Source organism: Candidatus Margulisiibacteriota bacterium (assembly GCA_028715625.1).
Lineage (GTDB): Bacteria > Margulisbacteria > Riflemargulisbacteria > GWF2-35-9 > GWF2-35-9 > JAQURL01.
The window spans coordinates 24,521-31,577 of sequence record JAQURL010000029.1 but is presented as its reverse complement, the minus strand read 5'-3'; the positions used below and the strand labels follow the sequence as shown (position 1 = coordinate 31,577).

General features: G+C 38.7%; 7 protein-coding genes. 2 read left to right on the top strand and 5 right to left on the bottom strand.

Features of this window, described 5'->3' with window-relative positions; translation table 11 throughout:
* On the bottom strand, positions 1–283 hold a 283-nt coding region (locus tag PHV30_06205), incomplete at its 3' end, for a DUF475 domain-containing protein (protein ID MDD5456609.1).
* A 104-nt stretch (positions 284–387) separates the two neighbouring features.
* Here PHV30_06205 and PHV30_06200 point away from each other — a divergent pair.
* A complete protein-coding gene (locus PHV30_06200; protein ID MDD5456608.1) occupies positions 388–744 on the top strand; it encodes a response regulator in 357 nt (118 codons plus the stop codon).
* A gap of 4 nt (positions 745–748) precedes the next feature.
* On the opposite strand, the gene PHV30_06195 is transcribed toward PHV30_06200, so the two are convergent.
* Genes PHV30_06195 through PHV30_06180 form a run of 4 tightly spaced genes read right to left on the bottom strand, consistent with a single transcriptional unit; the run spans position 749 to position 6,475 of the window.
* Positions 749–1,618, bottom strand: a complete 870-nt coding sequence (locus PHV30_06195; GenBank protein ID MDD5456607.1) for an RnfABCDGE type electron transport complex subunit B — start codon at positions 1,616–1,618, stop codon at positions 749–751.
* Positions 1,619–1,656: 38 nt separating this feature from the next.
* Positions 1,657–2,229: an electron transport complex subunit RsxA gene (rsxA, locus tag PHV30_06190; protein MDD5456606.1), complete on the bottom strand. Its 573-nt coding sequence runs from the start codon at positions 2,227–2,229 to the stop codon at positions 1,657–1,659.
* Between the two features lie 7 nt (positions 2,230–2,236).
* Entirely contained in the window at positions 2,237–4,243 is a 2,007-nt protein-coding gene (locus PHV30_06185) for a bifunctional (p)ppGpp synthetase/guanosine-3',5'-bis(diphosphate) 3'-pyrophosphohydrolase (GenBank protein ID MDD5456605.1), read from the bottom strand.
* 57 nt (positions 4,244–4,300) lie between these two features.
* Positions 4,301–6,475: an aldolase/citrate lyase family protein gene (locus tag PHV30_06180; GenBank protein MDD5456604.1), complete on the bottom strand. Its 2,175-nt coding sequence runs from the start codon at positions 6,473–6,475 to the stop codon at positions 4,301–4,303.
* A 98-nt stretch (positions 6,476–6,573) separates the two neighbouring features.
* Here PHV30_06180 and PHV30_06175 point away from each other — a divergent pair, with 98 nt between their 5' ends.
* Positions 6,574–7,056, top strand: coding sequence for a hypothetical protein (locus PHV30_06175; protein MDD5456603.1), 483 nt, complete (start codon positions 6,574–6,576; stop codon positions 7,054–7,056).
* The last annotated feature ends 1 nt before the right edge of the window (position 7,057 follow it).

Sequence of the window (7,057 nt, the reverse complement as noted above, 5' to 3'; positions counted from 1 at the left end):
TAATTGCTACAATCAGAATTGGGAATAAAAGTCTCATCCCAAACACAGCGATAATAATTCCCCAGGTTAAGAACCTTTTTTGCCATTTGGCACTCATGGTTTTCAGAACAGATGCATTCACTACAGCATTGTCAAATGAAAGGCTCACTTCCATTACCGAAAGTATGGCCGCTATAAATAAACCCTCCATGGCCAGATTTATTCCGCCCAGATGAAACCCCCACAAAAAAACCAAAAAAAATACAACCACTGAAAAGTATAAAGAACCTTTGAAATACTTCATAATAATAGTTTATCCCAAAAAAAACCTGTGGCATAGATAAAAGCATTCATTTGTTGTATTATTTTATTGAAAACAATCTGCCTGAGGAGGAGGTTTTACAGACAATGGCAAAAATCCTGGTAGTGGATGACGCAGAGCTGGTAAGGATGCGCGTAACCTATATTTTAAAAAATCTTAATCATGAAATTATTGAAGCAGATAACGGGGTAATGGCTGTAGAGCTATTCAAATTAAAGAAACCCGACCTGACAATTCTCGATATTACGATGCCCTTAAAGGATGGGATAGAGGCGCTTAAAGAAATTATACAAATCAACAAACAAGCCAAGGTCATTATGCTCACCAATATCGGCGACCAGAATACGATCATTGAGGCGCTGGAAGCAGGCGCAATCGACTATATCATCAAACCCATACAAGAAGATGTATTAAGCAATGCGGTAAAAAAAATCTTCGGATAACTGATTACTTACAAACTCCGCAGGCAGCACAAGCATCACTTTTTTTACTTGCGGTATCAACACATAACGGTGCATCCAGGCAATCAATAGTCTTTTGCGGACAAACCTTTACGCACTCTCCACAAAACTTGCATTTGGTCTGATCAATTTCCGCCAAAGCGTTTTCCAGTTTAATGGCATGGTATTTACAGGCTTTTACACAAAGACCGCAGCCGATACAGCCAATTTTACAAACATTTCTAACAACGCTGCCTTTGTCTTTTGACTGGCATCCAACCAGATAGGTCTTGTCTTTCAGTCCGATCATTGTTATTAAATTCTTGGGGCAGGCTTTAACACACAGACCACAGGCTGTGCATTTGGCCACATTTACTTCCGGATAACCCTGTTTATTAATTTTCAAGGCATCAAAAATACAGGCTTTCACACAATCACCCAACTCCAGACAACCGTAAGAACACTCTTTCCAGCCACCACCGGTTTGCATGGCCATTAAACAGGAATCAATGCCTATATAGGTAAATTTTTCTTTAGCCACATCTTTTCCCATTCCCTTACAACGAATATAGGCAAATTGTTTTTCGCTCTTTTCATTTTGTATATCTTTACCCAGAACTGCACAAACTTTATCTGCTGTAGTTGAGCCTCCCGCTTTACACGCATCATAAGCTGCCTCGCCCTTGGCCAGAGCTTCAGCCAGACCGGAACATCCGGGATAACCGCAGGCACCGCAATTTGACCCGGGCAGCGCTTCCTCCAATTTTTCTATTTTGGGGTCTTTTTCCACTTTAAATTTTTGAGAACTGTAGGCTAAAAAAATGCCCAGGCCCAAACCAAGCAAAGCCAGAAGAATAACACTTAGAATTTCAAACACGTTTGTTAACTCCTTTACACTTTATCCGCTGTATTTTTTCAGAAAGATGAAAACAATATAAAAGACAGCGATAAAAGTCCGCCTGTAATAAAAGCAATGGGCACGCCCTTAAAAATCCTGGGGACATTGGCTTCTTCCAGACGTTCACGTATTCCAGCCATTAAAAACAGGGCCAGAGTAAAACCCAGTCCGCCCCCGATACTGTAAATTATACTCTCTAACAAATTATAATTGTTCATCACATTTATGACCGCAACACCCAGCACCGCGCAGTTCGTGGTTATAAGCGGCAAATATATTCCCAACATTCTTTTCAGTACCGGAGATTTTTTATTGATGATCATTTCAATAAACTGAACCAGACCGGCAATGACCAGAATGAAAAAAATTACCTGCAGGTATTCCGCATGCAATGGGACCAGTATAAGTTTCTGTATAAACCAGGTAGCAATACTGGCAACGAGCATTACAAAGGTAACTGCCATCCCCATGCCACCTGCCGACTGAAAATTGTTGGATACTCCGATAAACGGACATATGCCTAAAAACCTGGCTAAAACAAAGTTATTTATAAGAGCGGCCTGAACAAGCAAAAATAATAATTTACCCATTTATCTTTTATTTCCTTCTGACATCATATACATCGCTTACCATTTTTATTTTGTTTATTATGCTTTCCAGTAATTTGATATTCGGTATGCTGATCATCAAATTTACTTTAGCCTTGGCATTGGTTGTAGTCTTTATCTGGCCATTCAAGATATTAATTTTCATCTCGGTTATTTTGGCTACTATATCATTAAGCAGCCCAACCCGATCATAAGCATCAATTTCAATGGCCAAATCAAAACTGCCACCGTAACACTCATCCCATTTTACCCTGATCAGCCTGGCTTGATCCAGCAAAAGTACATTTCTGCATGATTTCTGATGGACAGCGATGCCCCGGCCTTTGGTAATATATCCAATTATATCATCGCCCGGCACAGGGTTACAACAACGGCTTAAATATGTAAGCACATCAGTGTCGCCCTGAACAATAATACCGCTGCTTTTGCGAGCGTCCTTGCCTAAAGTTTTATCCGGCAGGCATTCTATTTCCTTCTCTGTAGATGTTTCCACTTTTTTTTCTTCAGCTTTTTCCGCCGACTTTGCCGGCAGCTTTTCATCATCGTAGAGACTTGTATTTTTTTTGAACCATTGTTTAATTTTATTGCGCGCTGAAGAGGTTTTTACCACAGATAACCAGGAAAGTTTGGGCATGGACACGTTGGCTGTAATAATTTCCACTATATCGCCGTTGGACAAATTAAAATCGATATTTACTATTTGATTATTTACTTTAGCTCCCCTGAAACGATGGCCTATTTCCGTATGAACCCTGTAAGCAAAATCCAGCGGTGTAGCCCCGGCCGGAAGTTCAAAAACATCACCCTTGGGAGTAAATACAAATATCTCATCTGTAAACAGGTCCAGCTTCAGGTTATCATAAAAATCCTTATTATCTACATCATCCTGCCACTCAATAAGTTCACGCAGCCAGGCTAGTTTCTTTTCAAACGGTTCTTCCTTGATTTTGCCTTCTTTATACCTCCAGTGCGCGGCAATACCGAACTCGGAAACTTTATGCATTTCCTTGGTCCGGATCTGCACCTCTACCGGTTTCCCTTCAGGACCAATAACTACAGTGTGAATAGACTGGTACATGTTCTGTTTGGGCATGGCGATATAATCTTTAAAACGACCCGGAATCGGTTTGAAATGCGTATGAATTATACCCAAGGTGGCATAACATTCTTTAGTGTTTTCCACAATTATACGAATGGCGTATAAATCGTAAAGGTTCTTAATGCTGGTGCGCTGCTGGCGCATTTTATTGTAGATAGACCAAAAATGCTTGGGCCGTCCGGTAACTGCAGGTGTTATATGTTCTGCTTTGAGCATATCTTCCACATCTGTTACAAAATCCTGTATATATTGTTCACGTTCCTCCCGCTTGGCCGCGATTTCTTTTTTCAACTTTTGATAATCCTGTTCGTGCAGATAACGGAAACAGAGGTCTTCAAGCTCCCATTTAATATTAGACATGCCCAGTCTGTGTGAAAGCGGAGCATAAACGTCCAGCGTTTCTTTGGCAATGAGTTTGCGTTTCTCTTCGTCTAAAAATTTCAGTGTTCGCATATTATGCAAACGGTCTGCCAGTTTAATGATGATAATGCGAATATCTTTGGCCATGGCCAGAAACATTTTACGAAAATTTTCTACTTTGGCGTCTTCGGCGCTGCTGAAGTTTATCCTGCCCAGCTTTGTAACCCCGTCAACAATTTTGGCAATATCTTCACCGAAGTCTGCTTCAATGTCCTGAAAAGTAATATTGGTATCTTCAACCGTATCATGCAAAAGAGCGGCAATTATTGTTTTTTCATCGGCTTCATAGTCAGCCAGTATCTCGGTAACATTTACCGGATGCCAGATGTAATCTTCCCCTGATTTACGTTTCTGCCCCTTATGGGCCTCCAGAGCGAATTCAAAGGCCGCGAAAAATTTATCCAGATCAAAGTACTTGTTATAACTCTTTATATGCTTGGCCAGCTCGCGAATTTTATAGCGTAATTCTTTGTCCATTAGAAGAATTATATAACATTTAGCGAAATTTATTTATAACTATTTTGCTTGTTATAATTAAGGCGTAGATAAATAGTCGAACCTGTTTCTGAATAAATCCGATATAGATTCGCCGGCGCCGCTAAGCAGTATTTGAAATTTTTCAGAATTAATCAAACCTTTGCTTAATCTGAAAAAAAAGTTCAGGTAAGGATTGCCGCAAGCCAAGCTCAAGACCATAAGGATATATTCCTTTTGCTCAGGATACTTCTCATCCAGATACGTTTTGATACTATCAAGTTTTTCATCACTTATATGTTGTATTCTATTCTTTTTCAGTACACCTTTCCTGCCCAAATATTCTATTAATTTTTCAGCTTTTTGTTCGGTAATTCCTGGTATTATAAATGACTTACCATCTACAAAACCCAAAGATAAATTTATAAATTCCAGCAACTCTTTAACAGGCTCCATTTCCTGCAGGAGGTCAAAAAATTCCGGAAATTTTTGACTGTTCATTAAGGTCATGCCCTCTTTTAGGTCTACTATTTCCGCTGAAGATACACTGATCTTATCAGCACCAAGTCCGAATAACATATAAGCTGCTTCGCGTAGCGGTTGTATTTCTCCGCAAATACTCGTTTTTAAACCTTCATCCTTAATAAGTTTAAAAAGATCTTTTATCAATAAATACTTCAAAAAATTAAATTTAGCCTGCTTTTTATCATGGACATATCTTGTTTCGGAACATACATTATTACTGAAATCGTTCCAGCCGATACTTATGCATGTTTCGCTCATTAACTTCTGAACTTCAGCTGAGTCCGGTCTGGTATTATGCAAAACAGCCATCTGCTGTTTTAATTCGTTTATTATTTTTTTAAGATTATATGTCCCCTTAAAGGTTTCGAGCATTACATGAATTTTAATACTCTCTAGTTTGTTAAATATTTCCTTTTCATTTTCACTATCCAATTCCTTGGCGGCCTGTTTTATTATCCTGTAGATATAACGGATATCCCTTTCGTCCCTTACCATAGGTATCAGTATGTTTTTTACCCCGGAGCTGATCATTGCGGCCAGTTGATTTATGTAAAAAGCTTCATTCTGACGGATGATATCAATACCTCTTCCGCTTCCTTTTATATATTCCGAAGGTTTGTCGTCGGCCACATCAAAAATCCGAACCATAGCTTCAGGGAAAGCATCGATAATTTTTCTGTATATTTCTTTCTGCTGTAAAAAAGTCGGCAGTTGTTTGATTGAGGCTAATATTTTTTCGGTGCGCACCAGTCCTATGCCATCAGCCAGGGTAACCTGCATATAACTGAGTTCCTGCATTAAATTTATGGTCGCAGCCAGTTGAAAAGGAATTCCGTCCAGAAATTTTGATTCCTTATACATAACGTGCAAACTTCTAGCCTTATCAATATTGAACTTTTCTATCTCAGCCAGTACCATATCCACTTTTTTTGGTTCCAGATTATAATGGACATTCCCTGCATTCGCATCAACAAAAACATTCTCAACATTTTTCAAGTCTTCTATGTCCACGCCCGTAATCATAGGGATGCCCATGGCTTTAACCATAATCGCAGGATGTCCTGATCCTGAATTTTCCTTAGCAATAACTGCTGAAATGTTATTTTGTATCAAATAACACATATCATGAGACAAACGATTCACAATAAGAACAGGTCTTTGGCCTTTTTTCAGATTCAACTGCATAAAATTTTGAAAAAGATTTACCCCCAATTCTTCCAGCAGACTTAAACCCAAAGCTTCCGCGTCATAATAACCTTCTTTCATGTATGGCTGAAATTCCAGAAGGTCTTTTATTTCATTCAAATAATCTATAGTTAATTCTTTGATTACCTCAGGTAAAGACTTCCTTTCTTCTTCCAGCTTCTTGCGAACTCTTTCTTCGGTTATATAAATATATCCCGGATCAGATAAAGTTTGCTTGATATGTCCTATCTGGGTTGGGCACCTGTTGGCTTTTTCCTTAATAGCAGCCGCGGCTTTACAAAAAAGTTGTATTTGCTTCTCAACCCACTTATCGTCTCGTTTACCCAAATCGGCATTTATTAAATGTTCCGGCAATTTAATGTCCTGAATACTCAGGACCTGATAATAAAAAATATCTTTTTTGTCAGCAAAAACAAGACCCGGAGATATTGCCGTAGCATGAATCTTGTTCGTACTTTTATGAGGTTTGCCGGTTATTCCGGTACTTATTATCTTTTTATGCATAGTATCCCCTAAACATTATCCTTCATTAAATTTATCGTATCCCAAAAATAAATATTTCATGTTTTAAACAAATCTTATAAGGGAATAACAAACCTATAATGACGCAAAAAGAAGAGGAACTTGATTATCTGAATCAGCCCGAAAGCTTTATGGATGTTGCCAGGGCTTGTGTAAGGAAAAAAAATAAAGGGCCGTTTGACCTGCTGGCCACCATTTGTTACCGCTTAAATCAACTGGTTATATTCTTTCCGAAACTCAGGCCGACAGCCAGCAACAAAGACAAACTTCTGGCCCTTATAACCAAAGGGTTAAAATATAAAAATTTTAAAGAGTTCAGGGAAGAGCTGGCCCAATTTCAATGTCTCTCCTATTTGAACGAAATGGAAAGTATTAAAGATTTTTATAATTATCTGCTGACTGCTGCCAACGAACAAAAAGTGACTTTTGAAAAAATGTTCCTGATAGAGTTTTACAGCGTCATCCAAGAAAATTTTTACGCACTGGACTTTTTAAAAAAGCATGTGGCGCATATGGTTGCAGAAGAAGAAGAAAAACTGGTTGAATTGCAAAAAAGCAAATAGT